Source organism: Micromonospora taraxaci (genome assembly GCF_007830095.1).
GTDB classification, from domain to species: Bacteria; Actinomycetota; Actinomycetes; order Mycobacteriales; family Micromonosporaceae; genus Micromonospora; species Micromonospora taraxaci.
This window is the reverse complement of the sequence record NZ_VIWZ01000001.1, coordinates 4,921,826-4,947,105: the sequence shown is the minus strand read 5'-3', so window position 1 is coordinate 4,947,105 and position 25,280 is coordinate 4,921,826. Positions and strand designations below refer to the sequence as shown.

General features: G+C 70.2%; 21 protein-coding genes and 1 riboswitch. Of the genes, 18 read left to right on the top strand and 3 right to left on the bottom strand.

Annotated features, from left to right (window positions below):
- The first annotated feature begins 163 nt into the window (after window positions 1-163).
- The 7 genes from rpe (at window position 164) to ribH (ending at window position 6,458) form a co-directional block, all read left to right on the top strand.
- Window positions 164-844, top strand: coding sequence for a ribulose-phosphate 3-epimerase (rpe, locus tag FHU34_RS22350; RefSeq protein ID WP_145783644.1), 681 nt, complete (start codon window positions 164-166; stop codon window positions 842-844).
- On the top strand, window positions 741-1,802 hold the full coding sequence (locus FHU34_RS22345) for a response regulator (protein ID WP_208745198.1): 1,062 nt from the start codon (window positions 741-743) through the stop codon (window positions 1,800-1,802). Before rpe ends, FHU34_RS22345 begins: the two co-directional genes overlap by 104 nt.
- A gap of 80 nt (window positions 1,803-1,882) precedes the next feature.
- Window positions 1,883-2,053: riboswitch (FMN riboswitch) on the top strand.
- Window positions 2,054-2,216: 163 nt separating this feature from the next.
- Window positions 2,217-3,278 carry a bifunctional diaminohydroxyphosphoribosylaminopyrimidine deaminase/5-amino-6-(5-phosphoribosylamino)uracil reductase RibD gene (ribD, locus tag FHU34_RS22340; protein WP_145783640.1) on the top strand — a complete coding sequence of 354 codons (1,062 nt, stop codon included), beginning with the start codon at window positions 2,217-2,219 and terminating at the stop codon, window positions 3,276-3,278.
- Window position 3,279: 1 nt separating this feature from the next.
- On the top strand, window positions 3,280-3,924 hold the full coding sequence (locus FHU34_RS22335; RefSeq protein ID WP_145783638.1) for a riboflavin synthase: 645 nt from the start codon (window positions 3,280-3,282) through the stop codon (window positions 3,922-3,924).
- Window positions 3,924-4,613 (top strand): nicotinamide riboside transporter PnuC, encoded by a 690-nt coding sequence (pnuC, locus tag FHU34_RS22330; RefSeq protein ID WP_145783635.1) that lies wholly within the window; start codon window positions 3,924-3,926, stop codon window positions 4,611-4,613. Before FHU34_RS22335 ends, pnuC begins: the two co-directional genes overlap by 1 nt.
- Window positions 4,614-4,689: 76 nt before the next feature.
- Complete coding sequence (locus tag FHU34_RS22325; protein ID WP_145783633.1) at window positions 4,690-5,955, top strand: bifunctional 3,4-dihydroxy-2-butanone-4-phosphate synthase/GTP cyclohydrolase II; 1,266 nt, start codon at window positions 4,690-4,692, stop codon at window positions 5,953-5,955.
- A 2-nt stretch (window positions 5,956-5,957) separates the two neighbouring features.
- Window positions 5,958-6,458, top strand: coding sequence for a 6,7-dimethyl-8-ribityllumazine synthase (ribH, locus tag FHU34_RS22320; RefSeq protein WP_145785747.1), 501 nt, complete (start codon window positions 5,958-5,960; stop codon window positions 6,456-6,458).
- 19 nt (window positions 6,459-6,477) lie between these two features.
- Here the strand turns inward: ribH and FHU34_RS22315 are convergent, their stop codons facing one another.
- The 3 genes from FHU34_RS22315 to FHU34_RS22305 are packed head-to-tail and all read right to left on the bottom strand — an operon-like array spanning window position 6,478 to window position 8,929.
- On the bottom strand, window positions 6,478-7,221 hold the full coding sequence (locus FHU34_RS22315; protein WP_145785746.1) for an amino acid ABC transporter ATP-binding protein: 744 nt from the start codon (window positions 7,219-7,221) through the stop codon (window positions 6,478-6,480).
- 2 nt (window positions 7,222-7,223) lie between these two features.
- Window positions 7,224-8,069 (bottom strand): amino acid ABC transporter permease, encoded by an 846-nt coding sequence (locus tag FHU34_RS22310; RefSeq protein WP_425280546.1) that lies wholly within the window; start codon window positions 8,067-8,069, stop codon window positions 7,224-7,226.
- A complete protein-coding gene (locus FHU34_RS22305) occupies window positions 8,066-8,929 on the bottom strand; it encodes an ABC transporter substrate-binding protein (protein WP_145783631.1) in 864 nt (287 codons plus the stop codon). Before FHU34_RS22305 ends, FHU34_RS22310 begins: the two co-directional genes overlap by 4 nt.
- A gap of 134 nt (window positions 8,930-9,063) precedes the next feature.
- Between FHU34_RS22305 and FHU34_RS22300 the strand changes: the two genes are divergently transcribed.
- The 11 genes from FHU34_RS22300 (at window position 9,064) to FHU34_RS22250 (ending at window position 25,175) form a co-directional block, all read left to right on the top strand.
- Window positions 9,064-9,327: a phosphoribosyl-ATP diphosphatase gene (locus FHU34_RS22300; protein WP_030335709.1), complete on the top strand. Its 264-nt coding sequence runs from the start codon at window positions 9,064-9,066 to the stop codon at window positions 9,325-9,327.
- A 47-nt stretch (window positions 9,328-9,374) separates the two neighbouring features.
- Complete coding sequence (hisG, locus tag FHU34_RS22295) at window positions 9,375-10,220, top strand: ATP phosphoribosyltransferase (RefSeq protein ID WP_145783629.1); 846 nt, start codon at window positions 9,375-9,377, stop codon at window positions 10,218-10,220.
- A gap of 367 nt (window positions 10,221-10,587) precedes the next feature.
- Window positions 10,588-11,070 carry a PH domain-containing protein gene (locus tag FHU34_RS22290; protein WP_208745058.1) on the top strand — a complete coding sequence of 161 codons (483 nt, stop codon included), beginning with the start codon at window positions 10,588-10,590 and terminating at the stop codon, window positions 11,068-11,070.
- A gap of 574 nt (window positions 11,071-11,644) precedes the next feature.
- Window positions 11,645-12,292, top strand: coding sequence for a translation initiation factor IF-3 (gene infC, locus FHU34_RS22285; protein WP_145783627.1), 648 nt, complete (start codon window positions 11,645-11,647; stop codon window positions 12,290-12,292).
- Between the two features lie 19 nt (window positions 12,293-12,311).
- A complete protein-coding gene (rpmI, locus tag FHU34_RS22280; RefSeq protein ID WP_007458415.1) occupies window positions 12,312-12,506 on the top strand; it encodes a 50S ribosomal protein L35 in 195 nt (64 codons plus the stop codon).
- Between the two features lie 32 nt (window positions 12,507-12,538).
- A complete protein-coding gene (gene rplT / locus FHU34_RS22275; RefSeq protein WP_007458417.1) occupies window positions 12,539-12,931 on the top strand; it encodes a 50S ribosomal protein L20 in 393 nt (130 codons plus the stop codon).
- An 83-nt stretch (window positions 12,932-13,014) separates the two neighbouring features.
- Window positions 13,015-13,812 carry a TrmH family RNA methyltransferase gene (locus FHU34_RS22270; RefSeq protein ID WP_145783626.1) on the top strand — a complete coding sequence of 266 codons (798 nt, stop codon included), beginning with the start codon at window positions 13,015-13,017 and terminating at the stop codon, window positions 13,810-13,812.
- 219 nt (window positions 13,813-14,031) lie between these two features.
- Window positions 14,032-15,111, top strand: coding sequence for a phenylalanine--tRNA ligase subunit alpha (gene pheS / locus FHU34_RS22265; RefSeq protein ID WP_145783624.1), 1,080 nt, complete (start codon window positions 14,032-14,034; stop codon window positions 15,109-15,111).
- Window positions 15,112-15,151: 40 nt separating this feature from the next.
- Complete coding sequence (gene pheT, locus FHU34_RS22260; protein WP_145783622.1) at window positions 15,152-17,701, top strand: phenylalanine--tRNA ligase subunit beta; 2,550 nt, start codon at window positions 15,152-15,154, stop codon at window positions 17,699-17,701.
- A 549-nt stretch (window positions 17,702-18,250) separates the two neighbouring features.
- Window positions 18,251-18,625 carry a hypothetical protein gene (locus FHU34_RS22255; protein WP_145783620.1) on the top strand — a complete coding sequence of 125 codons (375 nt, stop codon included), beginning with the start codon at window positions 18,251-18,253 and terminating at the stop codon, window positions 18,623-18,625.
- A gap of 28 nt (window positions 18,626-18,653) precedes the next feature.
- Window positions 18,654-25,175: a HEAT repeat domain-containing protein gene (locus FHU34_RS22250; RefSeq protein WP_145783618.1), complete on the top strand. Its 6,522-nt coding sequence runs from the start codon at window positions 18,654-18,656 to the stop codon at window positions 25,173-25,175.
- Window positions 25,176-25,280 lie beyond the last annotated feature (105 nt).

The window sequence follows — 25,280 nt, the reverse complement described above, 5'->3', positions numbered from 1 at the left end:
TGTCGTCGCCTTTCCGCCGATCGGCCAGCCATTGACGTCTGTTCGTCCGGATTCGGGGGTCCGGATCGACTAATTCTGCACCAGTGGTCACTGCTGGGTCACAGCGCGTCCCCAAAGGTGGCGCGATGCGGGTCGCGGGTGGCCACGTTCGTACACTGGCCACGTGACCGTACCGCCGACGATCGTCGCGCCGAGCATTCTGGCCGCCGATTTCTCCCGCCTCGCCGAAGAGGTCCGTGCCGTCGAGGACGCCGCGGACTGGTTGCACGTCGACGTGATGGACAACCACTTCGTGCCGAACCTGACCATCGGCCTGCCCGTGGTGCAGAGCCTGCGGGCTGTCACCGCGATGCCGTTCGACGTGCACCTGATGATTGAGGATCCGCGTCGGTGGGCTCCCGGTTACGCCGACGCCGGGGCGTACAACGTCACCTTCCACGCCGAGGCCTCCGACGATCCGGTGGCGCTGGCCAAGGATCTGCGGTCGGCCGGCGCGAAGGCGGGCCTGGCCATCGACCGGGACACCCCGATAGAGCCGTACCTGGACCTGCTGCCCAGCTTCGACACCCTGCTGATCATGACGATCAAGGCCGGCTTCGGTGGGCAGCGGTTCATCCCGCAACTGCTCGACAAGGTGCGTACCGCCCGCCGGCACGTCTCGACCGGGCACCTGGAACTGCGCATCGAGGTGGACGGCGGGATCGCCGCCGACACCATCGAGCAGGCCGCCGCGGCGGGCGCTGACGCGTTCGTCGCCGGCACCGCCGTGTACGGCGCCGCGGACCCGGCGGAAGCGGTACGGCGGCTGCGTTCGCTGGCGGAACGCGCGGCTCCCGGCGCCTGACGTGGAACCCGACGGCGACCGCAAGGACATCATCCTCGTCGTCGACGACGACGAGGACATCGCTCGTTTCGTCGAGTTCAACCTGCGCCTACACGGCTTCGACGTGATCCACGCCAGCGACGGCCAGGAGGCCCTCGAGGTCATCGAACGTGAGCGTCCGGACCTGGCGGTGGTCGACCTCATGATGCCCCGGATCGACGGGCTGGAGCTGACCCGGCGGCTCCGCGCCGACCCGATGACCTCCGCCCTGCCGGTGATCATGTTGACGGCCAAGGGGATGACCGTCGACAAGGTGCTGGGGCTCAGCGCCGGCGCCGACGACTACCTGGTCAAGCCGTTCGACACCGCCGAGCTGGTGGCCCGGGTCTCGTCCACGCTGCGCCGCAACAAGGAGTTCCGGGAGGTCTCCCCGCTGACCGGGCTGCCCGGCAACAGCCGGATCCGTCGGGAGATCAGCGACCGGGTGCGGCAGGGCGTGGACTACGCCGTCGGCTACGTCGACATCGACCGGTTCAAGAGCGTCAACGACCGGTACGGCTTCGTCCGGGGCGACGACTTCATCTCCGCGCTGGCCCGCAGCCTGCACCGGGCGGTGGTGGGTGTCGGCCTGCCGCCGGCCTTCCTCGGCCACGTCGGCGGTGACGACTTCGTCATCGTCTGCGCCCCGGACCAGGTCCGCCCGCTGACCTCCCAGGCGGTGGTGGACTTCGAGACCGCCGCCGACACGCTCTACGACCCGACCGACCGGGAGCGCGGCTTCGTCGAGCTGAAGGACCGGCGTGGCAACATCCGTCGCGCCGCCCTGGTCACCCTGTCCATCGGGGTGTCCCTCTCCGACGCCGGCAAGCGGTTCACCGACCCCCTGGAGGTGATCGCGGTGGCGTCGGAGATGAAGACGGTCGCCAAGAGCCAACCCGGGTCGTACGTGGCGGTGGACCGGCGGCGCGGCGTCACCTGACGCGTGATCCCGCTGTGAAGTAGCTCGCCTAGGTGGCGGCGGAGCGGCGTCAGCGTGTAAGACTGCCGGTATAACCCACCACGCGCTGGCGGGACTCGGTGAAATTCCGAACCGGCGGTGATCCACGGTCCAACCGTGGTCAGCCCGCGACCCGGACGGCTCTGCCGCCCGGTGGACCTGGTGAAAATCCGGGGCCGACGGTTGGGGGCGGTTCGTCCGCGCCCAGACAGTCCGGATGGGAGACAGCGCGCGGGACGGACGGTCCGTGCCGGCCGCTGGCTTCAGCGTGCCGCGCCGACCTCCCGGGGCGGCTGTGCCGTTCCCGGATTCCGCCTCCGCCTGCCCGCGGCCCCATGGCCGCAGCCTCCCTGACCGCCAGCGCGCGGACGGCGAGTGAGAGGGCAGGGCAGGGCGATGGCCAGCGTCTCCGTTGACGAGGCGATGCGGCGTGCGATCGAGTTGGCGGCGCGCGGGCTCGGTACGACCAGCCCCAATCCGGTGGTCGGGTGCGTGCTGCTCGACGAGGACGGCCAGGTCGTGGGGGAGGGCTTCCACGCGTACGCCGGCGGGCCGCACGCCGAGATCGTCGCCCTGGCGCAGGCCGGGCAGCGGGCCAAGGGCGGCACCGCAGTCGTCACCCTGGAACCCTGTGACCACACCGGCCGCACCGGCCCCTGCAGTTCCGCGCTGGTCCAGGCCGGGGTCGCCCGGGTGGTCATCGCCGTACCCGATCCCAACCCGGTCGCGTCCGGTGGCGCCGCCACCCTGCGCGCCGCCGGGGTCCGCGTCGATCTCGGGGTACGCGGCGAGGAGGCCGAGGCCGGCAACGTCGCATGGCTGACCTCGATGCGCCGGGGCTGGCCGTACGTCATCTGGAAGTACGCCGCCACGCTCGACGGGCGCGCCGCCGCCCTGGACGGCACCAGCATGTGGATCACCTCGGAGGCGGCCCGGATCGACGTGCACGCGCTGCGCGGCACTGTCGACGCGGTGCTCGCCGGGGTGGGCACCGTGCTCGCCGACGACCCCCGGCTGACCGCTCGCAACCTGCGCGACGGCAGCCTGGCCATCCGGCAGCCGCTGCGGGTGGTGGTGGACAGCTCCGGGCGTACCCCGGCTGACGCCCGGGTCCGCGACGGCGCCGCGCGGACGTGGATCGCGACCGCCGAGGAGGTCGGCGCCGGCCCGGACGGCCGGGTCGACCTGCCGGCGCTGCTCGCGGCGCTGCACGAGCGGGGGGTCCGCTCGCTGCTGCTGGAGGGCGGCCCCCGGCTGGCCGGCGCGTTCCTGCAGGCCGGCCTGGTCGACAAGGTCATCGGGTACGTCGCGCCCCGGCTGCTCGGCGCCGGTCCGACCGCTCTGGTCGACGCGGGAGTGAGCACCATCGCTGAGGCCATCGATCTGGAGTTCGTCGACGTTACGCAGATCGGTCCGGATCTCCGGATCACCGCTTTGCCCCGCAAAAGGGAGGGCTGACATGTTCACCGGCATTATCGAGGAGTTGGGGGAGATCGTCCGGGTCACGGCGACGGCGGGCGATTCCGCGCTGATCGGCGTCCGTGGTCCGTTGGTCACCTCGGACGCCCGGCACGGCGACTCCATCGCGGTCAACGGCGTCTGCCTGACCGTCGTGGACGTGGCCGACGGGGTCTTCACCGCCGACGTGATGGGCGAGACGCTTCGCCGCTCCGCGCTGGGCGCGCTGAGCGTGGGCGACCCGGTCAACCTGGAGCGGGCCGCCGCACTCGGCAGCCGGCTCGGCGGGCACCTGGTGCAGGGCCACGTGGACGGGGTCGGCGAGCTGATCTCCCGGGAGCCGGCCGAGCAGTGGGAGACTGTCCGGTTCCGGCTGCCCGCCGGCCTGTCCCGGTACGTGGTGGAGAAGGGCTCGATCACCATCGATGGTGTCTCGCTGACCGTGGCCGAGGTGGGCGCGGACGAGTTCGCCGTCGGGTTGATCCCGACCACGCTCAAGCTGACCACGCTCGGCGCGAAGGGGGCCGGTGACCCGGTCAACCTGGAGGTCGACGTGCTGGCCAAGTACGTCGAGCGGCTGCTCGGCGACCGGCTGGCCGGCACCGACGGTTCCGCTGCGGCCTCGATCACGGGCGGGGTGGCCTGATGGGTCCGCTCGGTTGGCTGTTGGACGCCCAGGTGCAAGTGGCCGGCTCGCCGGTGCTGGTCCGGGAGATCGTCGGCAACGCGTTCGGTCTGATCTCCGCGCTGCTCGGGCTGCGCCGGGTGGTCTGGGCCTGGCCGGTCGGCATGATCGGCAACGCGCTGCTCCTGACCGTCTTCCTCGGCGGGGTGTTCGCCACCCCGCAGGCGCACGACCTGTACGGGCAGGCCGGACGACAGGTGTTCTTCTTCGCGGTCAGCGTCTACGGCTGGTGGCGCTGGCAGCGCAACCGTCGCGCCGAGGGCGGGCAGGCGGCGGTCGTCCCACGGTGGGCCACCGGGCGGGAGCGGCTGATGCTGCTGCTGGCCGCCGTGGTCGGCACCGCCGCGGCGTACCCGGTGCTCAAGGCACTGGGCTCGTGGGGTCCGCTGCCCGACGCCTGGATCCTCACCGGCAGTCTGCTGGCCACGTACGGCATGGCCCGCGGCTGGGTGGAGTTCTGGCTGCTGTGGATCGCGGTGGACGCGGTCGGCGTGCCGCTGCTGCTGCGCGGCGGGTTCTACCCGTCGGCGGTCATGTACCTGATCTACGGCGCGCTGTGCGTGTGGGGCTTCGCCGCCTGGTGGCGCACCTCGCGCGCCACCCGGCCGGCCGCCGTTCGGAAACCCGTCTACACGGAGGCCGTGGCATGAGCGAGCACAGCGAGCGAATCGGCAGGTTCAGCGTCACGGCGCCTCATGACGCCACGGAGCGAAGCGGAGTGGCGGCATGAGCAGCTTCGGAAGCATCGAGCAGGCGATCGCCGAGATCGCGGCCGGCCGGCCGGTCGTCGTGGTCGACGACGCGGACCGGGAGAACGAGGGCGACCTGATCTTCGCGGCCGAGCTGGCCACGCCGGAGCTGATGGCGTTCATGGTGCGCTACACCTCCGGCTACGTGTGCGTGGCGCTGACCGAGAGCGAGGCCGACCGCCTCGACCTGCCGCCGATGCACCACACCAACCAGGACCGGCGCGGCACCGCGTACACGGTGACAGTGGACGCCCGGGAGGGGATCAGCACCGGCATCTCGGCGGCCGACCGCGCGCACACCAGTCGGCTGCTCGCCGACGCGGCGACCGATTCGACCGACCTGGCCCGGCCGGGGCACGTGGTGCCGCTGCGCGCCCGCGAGGGCGGCGTGCTGCGCCGGCCCGGGCACACCGAGGCGGGGATCGACCTGACCCGGCTGGCCGGGCTGCGCCCGGCGGGCGTGCTCTGCGAGCTGGTCAACGACGACGGCACCATGATGCGGCTGCCCGACCTGGAGAAGTTCGCCGCCGAACACGGTCTCGTCCTGGTCACCATCGCCGACCTGATCGCCTACCGGCGGCGCACCGAGAAGCAGGTCGAGCTGGTCGCCGACGCCCGGATGCCCACCCGGCACGGGGTGTTCCGCGCGCTCGGCTACCGCGCCGAGCACGACCCGGCCGAGCACGTCGCGATGGTGCTGGGTGAGATCGGTGACGGCCAGGACGTGCTGGTCCGGGTGCACTCCGAGTGCCTGACCGGGGACGTCTTCGGTTCGCTGCGCTGCGACTGCGGCCCGCAGTTGGACGCCGCGCTGGCCCGGGTCGCGCGGGAGGGCCGAGGCGTCGTGCTCTACGTCCGCGGGCACGAGGGGCGTGGCATCGGGCTGCTGCACAAGTTGCAGGCGTACCAGTTGCAGGACCTGGGCCGCGACACCGTCGACGCCAACCTCGACCTGGGGTTGCCGGCCGACGCCCGGGACTACGGCACCGGCGCGCAGATCCTCTACGACCTGGGTGTGCGCTCGATGCGGTTGCTGACCAACAACCCGGCCAAGCGGGCCGGGCTGGAGGGCTACGGGTTGACCATCACCGGCCGCGAGGGGCTGCCGGCCGGGGCGCACCCGGAGAACATGCGCTACCTGCGCACCAAGCGGGACCGGATGGGTCACCTGCTGGACGAGTTGGACGAGGTGTCCGAGGCGCCGCTGGGGCGTCCGGTCGCCAACGACGAGATCGGAGCATGACGATGGCGGGTTTCGGTGAGCCGGGAGTCGAGGCGGTGGACGCCGCAGGGCTGACCGTCGGAATCGTCGCCGCCCGCTGGCACGGCGATCTGACCGACCACATGGTGGAGCGTGCGGTGGCCGCCGCCGAGGCGTGCGGGGCGCGGTCCGTGGTCGCCCGCGTCGCCGGTTCGGTCGAGCTGCCGGTGGTCGCCCAGGCCCTCGCCCGCCGCTGCGACGTGGTGGTCGCCCTCGGCGTGGTGGTGCGCGGCGCCACCGCCCACTTCGACTACGTCTGCCGTTCGGTCACCGACGGTCTGACCCGGGTGGCGCTGGACGAGGGCAAGCCGGTGGCGCACGGGGTGTTGACGGTGGAGACCATCGAGCAGGCCCGGGACCGCGCCGGTCTGCCCGGCTCGGCGGAGGACAAGGGCTGGGCCGCCACCGTCGCCGCGCTCGACGCCGCGCTGGCCGTCCGGGTCGTGGCCGCCGGCAACGCCCAGCGGGTCGGCTTCGGCGGCTGACGCCTCCACCGGCCCTCGTTCAGAGCCGACCGGCCTCGATGATCCGGCGCAGGAACTGCCGGGTCCGAGGCTGGGTCGGCTCGCCCAGCACCTGCTCGGGCGGGCCGCTCTCCAGGACGCGCCCCGCGTCGAGGAAACACACCTGGTCGGCGACCTCCCGGGCGAAGCCCATCTCGTGGGTGGCCAGCACCATGGTCATGCCGTCGGCCTTCAGGTCCCGGATCATCGCCAGCACCTCGCCGACAAGTTCCGGGTCCAGCGCCGAGGTCACCTCGTCCAGCAACATCAGCCGAGGCGAGTTCGCCAACGCCCGGACGATCGCCACCCGCTGCTGCTGACCGCCGGAGAGCCGGTCCGGGTAGGCGTCCGCCTTCGCACCGAGCCCCACCCGGTCCAGCAACTCCCGGGCCTGGGCCTCCGCCTCCGCACGAGCCCGCCGGTGTACGCGGCGCGGCGCGAGAGTGACGTTCTCCAACACGGTCAGATGCGGGAAGAGGTTGTACGCCTGGAAGACCATGCCGATCCGCCGACGGACCCGGTCGGCGTCCACCCGGGGATCGGAGATGTCCTCCCCGTCCAACTCGATGGTCCCGTCGTCGATCTCCTCCAGCAGGTTCACACACCGCAGCAGTGTCGACTTGCCGGACCCGGACGCACCGATCAGGGCCACCACCTGATGCTCGGCGACGGTCAGGTCGAGCTGGTCGAGCACCACATGGTCGGCGAACTCCTTGCGCAGACCCCGGCACCGCAACAACGCCATCGTCACCCTCCCGACTGTCGGCGGGCCGCCCGCAACGTCACCCAGTCGGTGACCGCGATCAGCGGGATGGCGAGCAGCACGAACAGCACCCCCGCCACGATGTACGGCGTGTAGTTGAACGACTGGGCGGTGGCGATCTGGGCGGCGCGGACCGCGTCGATCGGCCCGGCGAGCGAGACCAACCCGACGTCCTTCTGCAACGCCACCACGTCGTTGAGCAGGGGTGGCGCCACCCGGCGGACGGCCTGCGGCAGGACCACGTGCCGCATCGTCTGCCGGTAGGTCAGGCCCAGTGAGCGCGCCGCGGCGAGCTGACTGGGGTGCACCGACTCGATGCCGGCCCGGAACACCTCGGCCAGGTAGCCGCCGTAGGTGAGGACCAACGCGAGCCCACCCAGCACCAGCACCGGCGGCATCCCCTGCAACCGCAGGCCGGGCACACCGAGGGTGAGCAGGTACAGCACGATGATCAGCGGTAGCCCACGTAACGTGTACGTGTAACCGGCGGCCAGCGCCCGGACCGGGAAGAAGACCGGGCCGCGCAGCGTCCGCAGCACCGCGATCACCAACCCGAGCAGCAGCGCCCCGGCCGCACAACAGACCAGCAGTCGGACGTTCAACCAGAGCCCGGTCACCACGGCCGGCAGCGCGTCCCGGGCGATCGCCGGGTCCAGGAACGACTGCCGGACCCGGTCCCACCCGGGCGCGCCGGTCACCGCGACGACCAGCAGCGTGCCGAGCACCGCCGTGGACGAGGCCGCGACCAGCACGCTGTAGACGGTCTGCCGGCGTCGGTACGCCGACCGCCGCCGCTGGGCCTCGGTGGGAACGCGATCCAGGAGGGTCACCGCAGCTCGGCCGCGCCCGCCACCTGCGCCAGCCACTTCTGCTCCAACTCCTTCAGCGTGCCCGCCGAGGTGAGCTGACCGACAGCGCCGCTCACGCACGAGGTCAGGGGAGAGTTCTTGTCCAGCAGCAACCCGAACGCCTCGGGCGTACCGACCTGGGGCACCTGCCCGACGATCGTCGCGTCGGTGATCTCCGCGCCGGTGATGTAGAAGGCGGTCGGCAGGTCCACCACGAGACCGTCCAACTGACCGTTCTGCAGGGCCTTCTTGGCGTCGTCGTTGCTGTTGTAGACCCGCGGCTCGGTGCCCGGCTTGATCACGTCGGTGATCGCCTGGTAGCTGGTGGTGCCGACCTGTGCGCCGAGCCGCGCGTCGCGAAGGTCGGCCAGCGACGTCTTGCCGGCGATCTTCGAGGACTTCAACGCCACGACGGTCTGCCGCACCAGGTAGTACGGCGCGGAGAAGTCGACAGCCTGCTTGCGCTCCTCGGTGATGGAGAACTGGTTGATGTCGAAGTCGAAGTTCTTCGGTCCGGGCGCGATCGCCGCGTCGAACTTGACCCGCGTCCAGGTGACGTCGGCACGGGCGTACCCGAGCTTCTCGGCCACCGCGTACGCGACAGCGGACTCGAAGCCCTCGCCGTTGTCCGGCTTGTCCTTCGAGAACCACGGCTCGTACGCGGGCTGGTCGGTCGCGATGGTCAGCTTGCCCGGCGTACGGGTGGGCAGGCTGTCCTTGGCGCACGACAGCGCCGAGGTGACGACGGGGGTCGGTTGCGTCTTTTGTGGCGCGCATCCGGCGGTGGCTACGACGGCGGCACCGGCGAGGGTGAGCGCGAGGAGACGTGAGCTGCTGGCCATGGCGGACAGCGTAGGGCTTGATGGCCGTCGATCGACGATTGTCCCACCATGTTGGTAGGGAATTGTCCCGCTGGCTGAGTGCCGGCGGACCCGGGCGTGGGGCGCCGGTCGGGTGGCTGGAAGAATCGCTTCCCGTGAAGACGTTCGAGGAGTTGTTCGCCGAGCTGCAGGCCAAGGCCGCCGCCGGCACCCCGGGCTCGGGCACCGTCGCCGCCCTCGACAAGGGCGTGCACTTCATCGGCAAGAAGGTCGTCGAGGAGGCCGCCGAGTCGTGGATGGCCGCCGAGCACGAGGGGCCGGAGCGCACCGCCGAGGAGATCTCCCAACTGCTCTACCAGGTCCAGGTGCTGATGCTCGCCAGCGGTCTGGAGCTCAAGGACGTCTACCGACATCTGTGAGTGCCCTCACCCGTTGATCGTCATTCGGATCGAAGGAGCACTCCGTCATGCTGCGTGTCGCCATTCCCAACAAGGGCACCCTGGCCGAACCGGCCGCCCAGATGCTGCGCGAGGCGGGCTACCGCCAGCGCACCGACCCCAAGGACCTCGTCTGCCGGGATGAGGCCAACGACGTCGAATTCTTCTACCTACGCCCCAAGGACATCGCCACCTACGTCGGCTCCGGTGACCTCGACCTCGGCATCACTGGCCGGGACCTGCTGATCGACTCGGCCGCGCCGGCCGAAGAGGTCGTCGACCTCGCCTTCGGGCGGGCCACCTTCCGCTTCGCCGCCCGCCCCGACGACATCGCCTCCGTACAGGACCTGGGCGGCCACCGGATCGCCACCGCGTACCCGGGACTGGTCGAGCGGCACCTCCGCGAGGTGGGGGTCAAGGCCGACGTGATCCGCCTCGACGGCGCGGTGGAGAACGCCGTACGCCTCGGTGTCGCCGACGTGATCGCGGACGTGGTCGAGACCGGCGCCACCCTGCGCCAGGCGGGCCTGGTCGTCTTCGGCGAGCCCCTGCTGCGCTCCTCGGCGGTGCTGGTCCGTCGTGCCGACGCGCCCGCGCACCCACAGGCCGAGCAGCTCCTGCGTCGCCTGCACGGTGTGCTGGTCGCCCGCCGCTACGTGATGCTCGCCTACGACGTGCCAGCCGGCCTGCTGGACCGGGCCAGCGGGCTCACCCCGGGCATCGAGTCGCCCACCGTCTCGCCCCTGCACCGTGAGGGCTGGGTGGCGGTGCAGGCGATGGTGCTCCGCGACGACGTCCACCGCATCATGGACGAGTTGTACGAGTTGGGCGCCCGCGCCATCCTCGTCACCAACATCCACGCCTGTCGCCTCTGACCGTTCAGGTCCGGCCGCCGTCCTTGATCAACTCGGTTTCCCCGAAGTGGGGGTGTCCGGCCCGCCGCGACACCCCCACTTCCCCGAACCGGAGTGGATCTGCCCGGTGCGTCGGCCTCGCGGCGCGGGGAACGGCCGGCGACGGCGCCTGAGCGCCGCACGATCGCGCTCGAACGGTGAAGTAGTGGCCTCACTCCCTACCCGAGGCCACTACTTCCTGGTTCGAGCGCGATCTTGTGGTTGTGGGTCCCCGAGGACGGGTCGGCTCGGTCGTGGTCCTGTGGCCTGGCGGCCGACAGTGAGGTTTGAGGCGTTGGTCAGCGGGTGGTGCGTTTGAGGGGCCGGGTGCGGATGGCAGACTGGTGGGGTGAGTGAAACCGAGCTGGTCCGCCTGAAGCCCCGCCGCATCCGCGTGGTCTGTTGGTCGGCGGCGGTTGCGTTGGTGGTGGTGTTCGGTCTGGTCGCCACCTCGCTGAGTGGGCCGACCGGCGACGGCTACGGCAGCTTCCAGCGTGGTGACCAGGTGGCGATGATCGGCCTGGGCATCTTCGGTGCGCTGGGGTTCCTGCTGTTCACCCGTCCGCGGGTGGAGGCGGACGCGCGTGGCATCCGGGTGCGCAACGTGATCAGCTCCTACGAGCTGCCCTGGGAGGTCGTGCGGGGAGTCCGCTTCGACCGGGGCGCGCCGTGGGCCAGCCTGGAACTGCACGACGACGACCTGCTGCCGATGGTCGCCCTGCAGGCTGCGGACAAGGAGCTGGCCGTCGAAGGGGTCCGCGCGCTGCGGCGACTGCACCAGGCGCACCAGGCCCACCTCGCCGAACGCGCCGAACGCGCCGTCGACCACTGAGCGCCGCGCCGCCGGCCGCCGAGTGCCGCACCGTCGGTCAACCTGCGTCCGTGGCCGCCGCACCCGACCGCCGACCCGCGCTCGCCGTCGGCCGTTGACCCGGCCTCGATCGCAAGATCCGGACAACATCCCCGAAGTTGCTGCCTCAGCGATGCCGGAGGCAGCAACTTCGGGGAAAGTGCGCCGGGGCAGCGGGGCAGCGGGGCACGCGGGGCATGGCACGGACACCCGGGACAGCCCCAGATGGTGCCCCGGGTGTCCCGGTTTGGGGGTGGCCGGGACGTCGGTGTAGTGTTGTCGAGTCGACCAGGCTGTCTCCGCATGCGAGCAGGCAGCCTTGAAAGCGGAGCGCCTGCTCCCACCCGAGTCGCCGCTACGGTGGCCGGGTCCGGTCACCGGTTCCGGGCACGTCCCGGCGTCGGATGCGCGATCCTGTGATCGTGCTGACCGGTCGAGCGGGCCCTGGCATGCGCCGGGGCCTTCTGCTTTTCGGGTCGGTTCCCATCCGGGAGCCGCAGGGGTCGGCCACTGAGCAGAAACGACTCGAGGAGGCCCCATCAGCGTCGAACCACGCGTGAACGAGCAGATCCGGGCACGTGAGGTCCGACTGGTCGGCCCAGAGGGTGAGCAGGTGGGCATCGTCCCGCTGGAGCGCGCTCTTCAGCTGGCCGCGGACGTCGATCTGGACCTGGTCGAGGTTGCGCCGATGGCGCGCCCGCCGGTGTGCAAGCTCATGGACTTCGGCAAGTTCAAGTACGAGAGCGCACTCAAGGCGCGCGAAGCGCGGCGTAACCAGCAGCAGACCGTCATCAAGGAAATGAAGCTTCGGCCGAAGATCGACCCGCACGACTACGAGACCAAGAAGGGTCACGTGGTGCGGTTCCTCAAGGCGGGCGACAAGGTCAAGGTGACGATCATGTTCCGCGGTCGCGAGCAGAGTCGCCCGGAGCTGGGTTACCGGCTTCTGCGTCGGCTCGAATCCGAGATCACGGAACTGGGATACGTCGAGGCCGCTCCCAAGCAGGACGGCCGAAACATGATCATGGTTCTCGCTCCGCACCGGGCCGTCAAGGCTTCCGCGGTCGCCGCCACGGCGTCTCGCGGTGGCCCTCGGGACCGGGCTGCGGACGAGTCCGCCGCTCCGGCAGCCGATGACACCGCGGCGGTCGGCGAGACCGCCACAGCCGGTGACGCCGGCACCGCCGCCACCAGCGGCGAGTAACAGGGGAGAGACGTTCCACATGCCGAAGATGAAGAGCCACACGGGTATGGGTAAGCGGGTCAAGGTGACCGGCAAGGGCAAGATCGTTGCCCAGCAGGCCGGCCTCCGTCACAACCTGGAGAAGAAGCCCTCCACCCAGACCCGCCGGCTGACCGGCACGGTCGTGCTGGCCAAGGCCGACGTCAAGCGCATCAAGAAGCTGCTCGGCCGCTGACGCGCGCCACCTTTACGTAATTAGGAGTTGAGATGGCACGCGTCAAGCGGGCTGTAAACGCCCAGAAGAAGCGTCGTACCCTGCTGGAGACCGCGAGCGGTTACCGCGGTCAGCGCTCCCGCCTGTACCGCAAGGCCAAGGAGCAGGTGCTGCACTCGATGCAGTACGCCTACCGGGACCGTCGCGACCGCAAGGGCGACTTCCGGCAGCTGTGGATTCAGCGGATCAACGCGGGCGCCCGGGCCAACGGGATGACCTACAACCGTCTGATCCAGGGCCTGCGTCTGGCCGGCATCGAGGTCGACCGCAAGATCCTGGCCGACATGGCTGTCAACGACGCCGCTTCCTTCGCGGCGATCGTGGAGCTGGCCCGGGCTGCGGTCACGGCCGAGGGCACCGGCGGCGCGGCGGCTCAGGCCGCCTGATCCCCACGCACCAGAGCGAGGCGTCTCCCGTGTCGGCACCGCCGTCCGGGGGGCGCCTCAATCGTGCCGGAGGAGCGCACACCATGGCCTTCACCCCGCGTACCCCCAGGGTTGTCGCCGCCCGCCGCCTGCAACGCCGCCGGGACCGCGACGCCACAGGTCGTTTCCTGGCCGAGGGCCCGCAGGCAGTCCGCGAGGCCCTCGCCCGGCCGGGCGTGGTCACCGAACTCTTCGGTACGCCCGCCGCGCTCGACAGGTACCCGGAGTTGGCCGCCACGGCGGCCCGCGCCGACGTGCCGGTCTCCGAGGTGACCGACGACGCCATCGCGGCGCTGACCGAGACCGTCGCCCCGCAGGGGTTGGTCGCCGTCTGCCAGCACCTGGACGTCACACTCGAGCAGGCCCTCGCCGGTGCGCCCCGGCTGGTGGCGGTGCTCGCCGAGATCCGCGACCCGGGCAACGCCGGCACGGTGCTGCGCACCGCCGACGCGGCCGGCGCGGGTGCGGTGATCTTCGCCGGAGAGGCCGTCGATCCGTACAACGGTAAGTGTGTGCGGGCCTCGGCCGGCAGCCTCTTCCACGTCGACGTGGTGCGCGCCGCCGACCCGGTCGCGGTGGTCGACGCGCTGCGCGCCGCCGGCCTGTCGATCTTCGCCACCACGGGGTACGGCGACGACGACCTGGACGACCTGACCGACTACGGCCGGCTCGTCGGGCCTACCGCCTGGCTGTTCGGCTCTGAGGCGCACGGGCTGCCCGAGGAGTTGACCGCCGCCGCCGATGCCACGGTGCGGGTGCCGCTGTACGGGCGCGCGGAGAGCCTCAACCTGGCTGCCGCGGCGGCCGTGTGCCTGTACGCTTCAGCGAGAGCACAGCGCTGACGGTGTCCACACCCGGCGCGACCGACAGCAGGGGAGAGCGTCCGTCCATGAACGCGACACGGCGTTCGTTTAGCCAGCCCGCCGGTGTCGGCGGGCGGCGGGCCTGACCTGCTCCCTGCACAACTCCTACCGGCGGGCTGCGGCACAGCCGCGCGTCCGTAGACTCGCTTCGCCGCCCCGATGAGGGCTGGCGCCGCCGTGAGGGAGTGCCCGTACGCCATGAGCTACCGCAACGATCCGTACGACCCGAAGCAGGTCGCCCTGCTCGACCCCGCCGCCCTGGCCGAGGCCGTCGCGGACGCCACGAAGGCGTTCGAGTCCGCCGCCGACCCGGACGCGTTGACCGGGCTGCGCTCGGTGCACCTCGGTGACCGGTCCCCGGTCTCGTTGGCCCGCCGGGAGATCGGCGCGTTGCCGCCGGCCGCGAAGTCCGACGCCGGTAAGCGGGTCAACGAGGCCCGCCGGGCGATCGAGTCCGCGTACGCCGAGCGCGCCGAGGTGGTGGAGCGCGAGCAGGCCCAGCGGGTGCTGGTCGAGGAGCGGGTGGACGTCACCCTGCCCTACGACAGGCGTCCCCGCGGTGCCCGTCACCCGCTGAGCACGCTGATGGAGTCGATCAGCGACCTGTTCGTCGGGATGGGCTACGAGGTGGCCGAGGGGCCCGAGGTCGACCTGGAGTGGGTCAACTTCGACGCGCTGAACATCCCCGCCGACCACCCGGCGCGCGGGTTGATGGACACCTTCCACATCGCATCCGCCGATGGCTCCGCGGGCTCGGGCCTTGTTCTACGAACGCACACGTCGACGGTGCAGACCCGCACGATGCTCAGCCGAAAGCCGCCGATCTACGTGATCGTGCCCGGCCGGGTCTACCGCACCGACGAGATCGACGCCACGCACAGCCCGGTGTTCCACCAGGCCGAGGGCCTGGTCGTCGACAAGGGCATCACCATGGCGCACCTGCGGGGGACGCTCGACCACTTCGCCCGGGCGATGTTCGGGCCGGAGGCGAAGACCCGGTGGCGGCCGCACTACTTTCCGTTCACCGAGCCGTCGGCGGAGTTCGACGTGTGGTTCCCGGAGCACCGTGACGGCCCACAGTGGGTCGAGTGGGGCGGCTGCGGCATGGTCAACCCCCGGGTGCTGCGCGCCTGTGGGGTCGACCCGGAGGTCTACTCCGGATTCGCGTTCGGCATGGGCATCGACCGGACCCTGATGATCCGGCACGGGGTCAGCGACATCCGCCACCTCTTCGAGGGCGACGTGCGGTTCAGCCGCGCGCTCGGGACCGGGGCGTAGGCGATGCGGGTACGAGACACGGGAACGGTGGTCTGAAGTCATGCGAGTTTCTGTCAGTTGGCTGCGGGAGTACGTCGACCTCCCCGCCGACCTGCCCACCGGTGACCTGGAGCAGGCCCTGGTCGACCTCGGCATCGAGGTCGAGTCCGTGGTGGACCTGGCCGAGTCGGTCACCGGTCAGCTCGTCGTCGGTGAGGTACGCGAGATCGAGGAGCTCACCGGCTTCAAGAAGCCGATCCGGTTCTGCCGGGTGGACGTGGGTGACGCGAACGGCACCGGGGAGCCGCAGGAGATCGTCTGCGGTGCGCGTAACTTCGCCGTCGGTGACCGGGTGGTGGTGATCCTGCCCGGTGGTGTGCTGCCCGGCGGGTTCGCGATCGGCGCCCGGAAGACGTACGGGCACAACTCGGCGGGCATGATCTGCTCGGCGAAGGAGCTGGGTCTGGGCGACGACCACTCCGGCATCATCGTGCTGGGGCCGGACGTGACGGCCAAGCCGGGCGACGACGCGCGCACGGTGGTCGGTCTCGACGACGTCGTGCTCGACCTGGAGATCACCCCCGACCGGGGGTACGCGTTGAGCCTGCGCGGCCTGGCCCGGGAGTTGTCGCACGCATTCGAGGTGCCGCTGCGCGACCCGGCCCTGGCGCCGGCACCGGGCGGCACCGAGACGCCCGCGTACCCGGTGGAGGTCCGCGACACGGTCGGCTGCGACCGGTACGCCGCCCGTTTGGTCCGCGGCGTCGACCCGAACGCGCCCACGCCGTCGTGGATGGCCCAGCGACTCGTCACCGCCGGCATCCGCAGCATCTCGCTGCCCGTCGACATCACCAACTACGTGATGCTGGAGCTGGGCCAGCCGATGCACGCGTTCGACGCCGACCGGATCGCCGGGCCGCTGGTGGTCCGTCGCGCCGAGGCGGGGGAGAAGCTGACCACCCTGGACGGTGTCAACCGGGTGCTCACCGCCGACGACATGGTCATCTGCGACGACACCGGGCCCATCTCGCTCGCCGCGGTGATGGGCGGCGAGACCAGCGAGGTCGTCACCGGCGGCACCACGAACGTCCTCTTCGAGGCGGCCCACTGGGACCCTGCCATGGTCGGGCGCACCGCCCGCCGGCACAAGCTGTTCAGCGAAGCCGCGAAGCGCTGGGAGCGGGGCGTCGACCCCGCCGTGGCGCTTGTCGCGTTGGAACGTGCCGTGGGGCTGCTCACCGAGCACGGCGGTGGCACGCCGGGCGCGGAGATCCTGGATATCGACCACGTCCGGCCGCGTACCCCGATCAGCCTCCCGGCGGACCTGCCGACCCGGCGGGTCGGGGTCGAGTACCCGCCGGCGCGGGTGGTCGCCCTGCTGGAGCGGGTCGGCTGCACCGTCGCGCAGGGTTCCGATCGGCTGTCCGAGGACCCGGGCGCTGTCGGCGTGGCCAGCGGTGTCGGGACGACGCTGAGCGTCACCCCGCCGACCTGGCGGCCCGACCTGACCGACCCGGCCGACCTGGTCGAGGAGGTGGTCCGCCTCGACGGGTACGACAAGGTGCCGTCGGTGCTGCCGACCGCCCCTCCGGGGCGTGGTCTGACCCCGCGGCAGCGTCGCCGCCGGGCCGTCGCCGGTTCGCTGGCCGAGCGGGGGTACGTGGAGGTGCTCGCGCACCCGTTCGTGTCGCCGGAGCTGGCCGACCAGCTCGGCCTGCCGGCCGACGATCCGCGTCGGCCCGCGGTGCGGCTGGCCAACCCGTTGTCCGAGGAGGAGCCGCTGCTGCGCACCACGCTGCTCGGCCCGCTGCTCGGCACCCTCAAGCGCAACCTCGGCCGGGGTCTTCGCGACCTCGCCCTCTACGAGATCGGTGCGGTCTTCCACCCGCGCGCCGGTGCCGGCAGCCCGCCGGCGATGGGCGTGGACCGGCGTCCCACCGACGAGGAGTTCGCCGCCGCCGACGCGGTGGTCCCGGCGCAGCCGGTGCACGTCGCGGCGGTGCTTTCCGGCGACATCGACCCGGCCGGTTGGTGGGGTGCGGGTCGACCGGCCGGCTGGGCGGACGCGATCGAGGCGGCCCGGGACGTGTTGGCCGCTGCCGGGATCCCGGACGAGTGGGTCGAGGTGCGAGCGGCCGAGTACGCCCCGTGGCACCCGGGCCGCTGCGCCGAACTGCTGGTCGACGGCACCGTCGTCGGGCACGCCGGTGAGTTGCACCCGGTGGTCGTCGCGGCGCTGGAGCTGCCCCGTCGCACCTGCGCGATGGAGCTGAACCTCGACGCGTTGCCGCCGAGCCCGGTGACGCCCGCGCCGACGGTCTCCGGCTTCCCGCCGGCGCTCATCGACGTGGCGTTGGTGGTGGACGACTCGGTGCCGGCGGAGCAGGTGCGCCGGGCGCTGGAGGCGGGCGCCGGTGAGCTGCTGGAGGACGTACGGCTGTTCGACGTCTACTCCAGTGCGCAGCTCGGCGAGGGTCGCCGGTCGCTGGCGTACAAGCTGACCTTCCGGGCCCCGGATCGGACGCTCACCGTCGAGGAGGCGGTCGCGGCACGGGACGCGGCGGTGGCCGTAGCGGCGGAGCGCCTCGGCGCCACCCTGCGCGGCGCATAACGGGATCGGGCCGTCCCCGCCCGGCGATACCTGTTGATCCGCGGGTCAGGGTTTCCAGTACCTGGCGGCGTACCAACGAGCAAGGCCCTGAACTGGGATCAATCCCAGCTCGGGGCCTTTTCGTGTGCGGCGGCGGTATTGGTCGCTCGGTGTGGCGAGGTCTCCGGGGCCGCTGTTCGGCGGCTGGCCAGTGTGGCATAGACCGGGCGGGCGGGCTTCCGGCTGTCCGTCGTTTCCGGGGCGACTGGCGTGGGTTTGTGGACCTAACCGGTCTGTCTCACGTTTGGTGGTGACGGGGGATACAGCCATCTGGCCTTGAAAGAGGTTGTCGTTGTGGCCGGGTCGTTATCAGCGTCAACGCCCACCGGCCCACGTTCCCCTGATGCGCCCGAGGGGGCCGCATAACGCATTCCAGGAAGACTATCCATCGTAGAGTCGGGTCATTGACTTCTGCTTCAAGCAGGGGCATTACATCGGCGACACTTCACGTGCGCCAGTCATCCACCCGGTGCAACGACTCGACCAGACGGTGACTTGGAGAGGTGACGCATGGATCTCGTCAACCTGTCGGCCACCGTGGCCGGAATATTGGCGACGGGTGCGGTGGAGGGGGCAGGCGCCTATATGAGTGTTGGCCTGCTGAAGGAGATGGCAGAGCGAGTCCGTAATGCCTTCGCGGGCGATCGACGCTCGCTTGCTGTTCTCGATCAGGTCCGCACCGACCCGTCCGACTCCCGGAGCCGCCATGACCTCGCGGAAGCCCTCAAATGGTACGCCGAGCGGGATGAGCAGTTAGCCAGCGATCTACAGCGATGGGTAGCTGCCGCACCACCCCTGCTCACGCAGAACCTCATCGCCCAACGGGATGCCTATGCCGCCGGCAACGATCAGACAATCAACCACTACCACTGGCGTGAGGACTGATCGTCGAGCTGGTTAGGGTGGCTACGAGGTGACTCAACCGGGGGACGACGGCTGGCTCCGGCAGGACGTGTCGGCCGGACGCGACGCATACGCGGCGCAGCATCAGACCATCAACTTCCATTTCGGTACTCCTGCCATTCCGCTTCAGCGGGAACCGGGACGGCGCGGGAAGCTGCGCGCCTTCGTCTCCTCAACCTTCACGGATCTGCGTGAATGCCGGGAGCAGGTGCGCAAGACGCTGCAGCGACTGGGCGTCGCGGACGTGGCCATGGAGACCTACACGGCCGAGGAGACGCGGCCGGTCGATAAGTGCCTGGCGGACGTACGCTCCTGTGACGTCTATATCGGATTGTTCGCCTGGCGGTACGGCTACGTACCGGACGGACACCAGCACTCGATAACCGAGTTGGAGTACCGGGCTGCTGGGGCTGCCGGGATTCCTCGCTTGGTCTTCCTGCTCCGGGAGGATGCTCCGTGGCCGCCGACGCTGATGGACCTCGGCAACCCCGCCCAAGACCGGATCCGGGCGCTGAGGTCCGAGCTGGCGACAGCACACGTTTGTGAGTTCTTCAGCTCTGCACAGGACCTCCGTTCTGCGGTCTCGGAGACGGTCGGCCGTTGGATGCATAGCACGGGTCACGGCTCGGATGCCAAACCTGGTATCACCGCGGCGACCGTCAGCGCCTGGAACGCTTATAACCGCCGTCTGACGGAGCAGTATCACGGGCTGGACCTCGACGCGCTGACTCCGCCGGACCGTGAGGAGTACTTGCAGATACAGCTGCGGGAGATTTTCGTTGAACCCAACGTGCGGGAAGATGTGCCGCCGGCTGAGTTGTCCAAGGAACTGCAGCGGAAGCTGCAGGACGCCGCCGAGCTGTCGTCTTCGGATGTGCCAAAGGGCCTGGACCGCCAGGATCTGGAGGATGCCCGGCGTACGTACCGTGCACGTCCCGCGACACCGGCCTTCGACGTACTGACCTCGGTCGCGCAGCGGGCCTGTGTTCTCCTTGGCGACCCAGGGGCGGGCAAGTCCACCCTGGCCCGGTACGTCAGTCTGGCGCTGATCGACGAGCGGCCCGACGATCGGCTCGAACCACTGCAGGGTTACCAGCCGGTGCTGGTCGAGCTACGAGAGTATGCCCTACACCGGCAGAAGTACGAGACGTTCACCGAGTACCTGGCTTACCGGCACCGCGCGGATGGGCTGGGAGTTTCCGCCGAGGTTCTTGACCAGTACCTGACGCACAACGGTCGGGCCCTCATGATCTTTGACGGCTTGGACGAGTTGTTCGACCAGCGGGAGCGGGAGCAAGTCTCACTCCAAATCGCCGGGTTCGCGGCGGCCCACCCACAGGCCCGGATCCTCGTCACGTCGCGGATCATCGGCTATCGCCCCAGGGTCTTGCGGGACGCCGGGTTCGGGCTGTACACGGTCCAGGATCTCGACCTCCGGCAGGTCGACGCGTTCCTCGGATCCTGGTATGAATTGGCTCTGCATGACCGGCCGGCGATGGCCGCCGAGCGTCGTCAGCGACTGGCCTCGGCCATCTCCGAGTCGCCGCCCATCCGGGAACTTGCCGGCAACCCGCTGCTGCTGACCATCCTCGCGATTATCGGCAAACACCAGGAGCTACCGCGCGAACGGTGGAAGGTCTACGACCATGCGGCAAGCGTTCTCGTGCAGCACTGGGACATCAACAAGCACCTCAACGACGTCCGAATCGACGCAGCCATCATCCGTGAAGACGACAAGAAGGAGTTGCTGAGGCGGCTTGCGCATCGGATGCAGGAGGGTGTCCGCGGACTCGCTGGCAATCACCTGTGGGAGGACGACCTGTCCGCGGAGATCCGGAACTATCTTCGGTTTCGGTTCCAGTACAGCGAAGCTCAAGCCATTGCGGTCGCCACGGCGATGATCGAGCAGTTCCGGACCCGCAACTTTGTCCTGGCTCGATACGGCCCTGGCGTGTACGGCTTCGTGCACCGGGCACTCCTGGAGTTCTTCTGCGCCAGCGAGATCGTCTCTCGGTTCGAGAAGACCCGCGAGCTTACCGAGGCGGATCTGACCTCGAGGGTCTACGCGGCGCACTGGGAGGACCCCGCCTGGGCGGAAGTCCTCCGGCTCATCGCCGGCATGGTCGACGCGACGATCGCCGACCAACTCATCACGTATCTGCTGACGGAAGCCAGACCGATCCGGTCGACGGTACTGGACCGGCCGCCCCTCGGTGCCGTTGTCCTGGCCGTGCAATGCCTCGCCGAGGTCAGGAACCTTGGTGCCGCGGCGGGCTCTGCCCGGCTCGTCCTGCGATCAATCATCGACCTGCTCCACTGCCCGACCCGCTCGTTCAAGGACGATCGCGACGGGAATCGGATGGAAACGATCCTGCCGATCATTGCCACCATCGGAGCCCGGTGGCCGGGCCGAGACATCTACCTAGACTGGTTCCGCGGTCAGGGCCACCGAGCCACACTGCGCCCTGCGGCGCAACACGCGGCCAGGATCGCCGCCGCGCTCTTCCCCGACTCTCCGGATATCGCGGGCCTGCTCGCCGAGGGCGCCCTCACCGGCGCAAGCGCGCAGCAACGCCGTGCCTGCCTGCTCGGTCACGCGGCCGCGTGGACCGATGCCCCGCTGACTCGGCAACTGGTGGACCGCAGTCGCCGCGATCCTGCCCCTTTGGTCCGCAGAGCGGCGATCGAGGTTCTCACCACCCACTGGCCTGCCGCGTCCGACACACTCGACACCCTTCTCCTGACGGTGCGGGACGTGCACGCTGATGTCCGCAAGGACGCGCTCGAGGCGCTCAACGTTCATTGGAGCGGTGCCACCGCGACATACCCTGCCGTCCTGGGGCGGGCAGCGCACGACCCGAGTCGGAAGGTCCGGCAGGCGGCCGTGGAATGCCTCGGCAGCCGCTGGCCGGACCGAGACGAGACTCGGGCAGCGCTGGGCGCAGCGTGCAGTGACCCCGCCTGGGAAGTCCGCCGGGCGGCGATCAAGGCGTTGGCGACCCGCCTGACCCAGGAGGACGACACCTATCTGGCAGTCCAGCACGCGCTTGCAGACGCCGACGAAGATGTCCGTGCGGCCGCGGTGGAGGTCCTGTCCAGCCGGTGGACGGACCGCCCAGACACTTTGCTGATGGTGTGCCGCGCCGCCGAGGACATCGACGACACCGTGCGCAAGGCCGCCCTCGGCGCACTGGTCGCGCGGTGGCCCGACCACACCAGCACGTACGCCGTTCTCGGCCGGCTGGTCACCGATCTGAACGGTGAGGTCCGCTGCACCGCGATCGAGGCCACCATCCGGCGCCGGCGGCTCTCCGATCCGGTCGCGGCCCTTCTCGAACAGACGGCGCGGGACGCGAGCGAAGTCGTTCGCCTCGCCACGATCGAAACCCTCGCCCGGAGTTGGGCCGAGGAGCCCGGCAGTCGGAGCGCGTTCCTGCACGCGCTCACCGATCCCAGCCCCGACGTGCGCAAGGCCGCGATAACCGCGCTGGCCGATCACTGGGTTGAGCATCCGGAAACCCGGGCCGCTCTTGAGCAGGCGGTCGTCGACCTCGATTCCGGAGTACGGGAGGCCGCGCTACGTGCCACGGCCACCTACTGGGCGGACGACCCGGCGCTGCGTGACCTGTTCGTTCGAGTGACCCGCTCCGACAGTTGGCGGTTGCGGCAGTTGGCTTTGGAGACCCTCGTGGCCTGCTGGCCAACGGCACCCGAGACGATGGCCGCACTGGCCCATGGTTGCCGGGACGAATCCGGCATCGTCCGCCAGACAGCCATCGAGGCATTCGCGGTTGATCCCGACGCGTCTCCCGCACACCAGGCCGCCGTGCTGGCGGCGACCCGGGACGACCATCATGGCACCCGCACGTCCGCGATTGACGCCATGGCCGCCGGTTGGGTGGCTTCGTGGCAATCGCAGACCGCGGTACTTACGGCGCTGCGTTCACGGCACGCGGCGGTCCGGCGTACCGCGGTCCTCACCCTCGCCACGCGGTGGCCCGACCAACCCATCACCTGGCGCGCTATCCACCGCTGCCTCGCCGACGCGTGTTCCGATGTACGCGCAGCCTCACTTGACATTCTCGCCGCGCACCGGACAGATCGACCGGACTCAGTCGACGCGTTCCTCAGCGCTGCGCATGATCCTGAGGGATCGATCCGGAACCACGCGCTCCATGCACTTGCCGCCACCTGGAGTGACCACCCGGGAACGGGCGAGGCGCTGGTCCGGGCACTCCGTGACCCGCACGAAGACGCACGCCAGACGGCGTTGGAGGCGCTGTCGCTGCGTACCGCATCGGACGACCGGATTCATGCCGCCTTGATCGAGGCCAGCCGCGACCGTAACTGGGGTGTACGCCGGATGGCTTTGGACACGTTGGCCGCCCGGTGGGACGCACGCCCGGGCAGCTTGGCTGCGGTTCGCGACGCCTCCCTAGATTCCGACGAGAATGTCCGGTCCGCCGCACTGATCGCGCTGGCAACCCGCTGGGCCGATCATCCCGATGCTTTGGACCGGATCGAAGATCGCCTTCGCGACTACAGCGCCCACGTCCGCCGCAATGCCCTTGAGATCCTGGCCACCAGGTGGCGGGACGATCCACGGACTCGAGAGCTGCTCCTCCGGGCCCGGCGGGATCCGGACTGCGACATCCGATGGGTGGCTACCACGGCACCCGGGGTGTTCGGTCCCAGCTCAGATCCGGCGGGCATGGAAGAGGCCGTGGTTGCCACCCACCACGAGAACAACGTCCACCGCCTCGCCGGCCTGCAGGCACTGCTCCTCCGGTGGCCGGATCAGCCGGAGGCATTCGCTGCCGCGCGAGCTGCGGTTGTCGACGCGACCATGTGGCTGATTCGAGAGACCGCGCTCCATGCCTTAGGCACGCGCTGGTTCGCTGATCCCGAGTCGGGGGCAACCGCATTGCGGGGCACAATCCACCCGGACCCTGACGTCCGGGAGAGTGCGATTCGGGCTCTGGGGTGCTGGTGGCCGATGCATCCGGACGCACGGACCGCGTTCCACCGGGCCGTCCGTTCCTCAACGGCCAAGGCCGCCGTCGCGGCGCTCCATGCGCTTGTCGAACACCTACCGGATCACCCGGACACGCTTCCGGCGGTGCTTGGCGCGACGCGGCATCCGGGACCGGAAGTGCGCCTGGCCGCTCTGCGGGCCTTGACCGCCTGGTGGTCTGAGCACCCCGAGACGCTCACGGCGCTCCGGCGAGCGGCCGAGGATGTGGACGGTAACGTGCGCACCGACGCCGTAAAGACGCTGACGAACCACTGGTCCGGCCACCGCAGCACGCTCTCCGTCCTGCGTCGGGCGACATGCGATCCGGATGCCGCCGTGCGGGCGGCCCGCCGCGACGCCATGGCCCGGCAACAACGAGCATCCCTGCCGACCAGAGCTGAACTGTACCGGTCCACCCGAGCCACAGATTGGACCGTCCGCTTCGACAGCCTGATCACGATCGTCGCTCGCTGGCCCACTGACCCGGAAAGCCTGCGAGCAGTCCGTCGCCTTTCCGCCGATGGCGATCCCGATATCCGGCACGATGTCATCCGTCTGCTGGCCGAATTCTGGCCGGATCAACCTGCGACGCTTTGTACCGTTCAGGAAGCGACGACCGACGTGGACTGGTGGGTGCGGTACGGAGCAGTGAAGGCGTTGGGGCGGAGATGGCCGGACCACCCCAAGTCGTCCGGTCTCATTCACGCGGCCGCCAAAGACCCGAATCAGATAGTGCGTTACCTGGCCTTCAGCCTCCTGGCCACTCGCTGGCTCGACCGAGCCGAGGTTATGCCGACGGTGGTTGCCGCGGCGACCGTCGATGCCAACAACCTAGTGGGTCGGCAGGCGGTGATGGTACTGGCCGCCGCCTGGCCCGAGGCGCCCGAGGTTATGCCGGCCGTCCGCGCCGCGACATTCAGCTCACGAATAGACACGCGATGGCTGGCCAACGAAGCGCTCATCGCATGGGGTAAGTCCGCCGCGCATCCGCACACTCCCCGGCTCGCCGAGCCAGCCGCGCTGCTGACCGCAGCACGAAGCCGCAATCACACGGCGCGGTGCGATGCCCTACAGGAACTGGCCGGCCGGTTCGCCGACCATCGGGACACCCTGCCGGCGTTGCGCCGGGCCACCGAATCCTCCTGTCCGGGCGTTCGGCACGTTGCGTTGAGCGGGATCCTCTCTGCCTGGGCCGACCATGTCGACACCCCGGGGCACCTTCGCCGGGCTGCCGCCGATTCGGATCCCGTCGTACGCCGTAGCGCCCTGGCCCACTTGGCGAGCAACTGGCCGCAGTCCCCGGCGACGCTCGCCGCTCTCAAGCAGGGCGCGCGGGACGATGACATCGGCATTCGGAGCTTTGCGGTCGAGTCCCTCCTCCTGGTGGCACCGGACGTGGATCTGGCGACAAAAAACCAACCGCCGGAAGACTGGGACGGCAACTATGTGTACGTATTCGTTCGGAAGTGGCTCGACTGGCGAGGCCGCACGTCTACAGCCCTCGAACCGGACAAGTAGCTCCCAGAAGCGCCGTCCGGACAGGTATTTGCGCTTTGGCCGTCCATGATGGACGACGTCAGGCGGGGTGCGATCAGAGCCCATCGGGGGTCGGACGGATGGCTC